Annotated in this window: 2 protein-coding genes; both read left to right on the top strand. The window is 41.4% G+C overall.

The window, feature by feature from the left end:
• Positions 1–1,022 (top strand): phosphoribosylformylglycinamidine synthase subunit PurQ (locus tag VXQ92_RS17455; RefSeq protein ID WP_416682671.1); only part of this gene is annotated, 1,022 nt, incomplete at its 5' end.
• 82 nt (positions 1,023–1,104) lie between these two features.
• Positions 1,105–1,526, top strand: a 422-nt coding sequence (locus VXQ92_RS17450) for an MFS transporter (protein WP_416682670.1), incomplete at its 3' end; no start/stop codon positions are given.

Below are 1,526 nucleotides of genomic sequence, written 5' to 3'. Positions count from 1 at the left end.
AAGATGCAATTGCAGTAGTTGGTCGCGTAAATAATACTGATCAATTATCTGTAAATGGCTTAACTTTAGAGCGTGCAGAGTTACAACAAGCTTGGTCTGAAGTATCTCATCAGATTCAACGTTTACGTGATAACGTTGAAACTGCTGACCAAGAATTTGCTTTAATTACTGATAAATCACATCAAGGTTTAATTGCAAAACCTACATTTGATTTAAATGAACCTATCGAAGCACCGTTTATTAATAGCCGTCGCCCGAATATGGCAATCTTGCGTGAGCAGGGTGTAAATGGTCATATTGAAATGGCAGCAGCTTTCGATAAAGTTGGCTTTAACACAATTGACGTACACATGAGCGACTTACTTGCTGGTCGTGTGAGCCTAAGTGATTTCGAAGGTTTAGTGACTTGTGGCGGTTTCTCTTATGGTGACGTAATGGGTGCAGGCGGTGGCTGGGCAAAATCAGTTCTGTTCAATGCAAAACTACGTGATCAGTTTGAGCAATTCTTCCACCGTGAAGGTACATTTAGCTTAGGTATCTGTAATGGTTGCCAAATGTTGTCACAATTAGCGCCACTTATTCCGGGTGCTGAACACTGGCCACGTTTCCACCGCAATATGTCAGAAGTTTTTGAAGCACGTAGCGTAAACGTTCGTGTTGAAAAATCAGTTTCTGTATTACTTGATGGTATGGAAGGTTCAATTTTACCGATTGCTGTAGCACATGGTGAAGGCCGTGCGGTTGCTAGCGAAGCTGATATTGCAAGCTTAAATGCAGCGAATCAGGTTGCATTGCGTTATGTTGACAGCCATGGTAACCCGACTCAACATTATCCATTGAACCCAAATGGTTCACCGGAAGCGATTACGGGCGTAACGTCTAAAGATGGTCGTGCAACGATTATGATGCCGCACCCTGAGCGTACTTTCCGTGCTATCCAGCATTCTTGGAAACCAGAAGAGTGGACTGAAGACGGTGCTTGGTTACGTATGTTCCGTAACGCACGTAAGTTTATTGGTTAATATAAAAATTGAAATAAGCCACCGTAAGGTGGCTTATTTGTATGTAGTACAATGTGAATAGAATAAATAGTAGAGAAGAAAAATGAAGTCAAAAATCCATTTCCGTGAGTTTGCACTGTTGATGGCATTACTCATGTCTATCGTGTCTTTTTCGATAGATGCGGTGTTGCCTGCTTTAGGTGAGGTTGGACGAGTTTTTGAATTAAAGAATAATAATCAGACCCAGTGGGTCATTATTGGTATTTTCTCCGGCATGACAATAGGGCAGTTGATTGCAGGACCACTTTCCGATGCGATTGGACGAAAACGTATTTTATTTACCGGTATTATCATCTACTTTTTGGGAAGTTTATTGTGCTTTACCACACAAAGTTTTGAATGGTTTTTAGTAGGTCGCTTTATTCAAGGTATTGGAGTTTCAGGTCCTTATGTCGCCTCAATTTCCATCGTGCGAGATAAATACAGCGGTGCTCAGATGGCCCGTATTATGTCCTTAATCATGAT

The organism is Acinetobacter sp. 228 (genome assembly GCF_048147885.1).
This window is presented reverse-complemented; position numbering and strand designations above follow the sequence as displayed.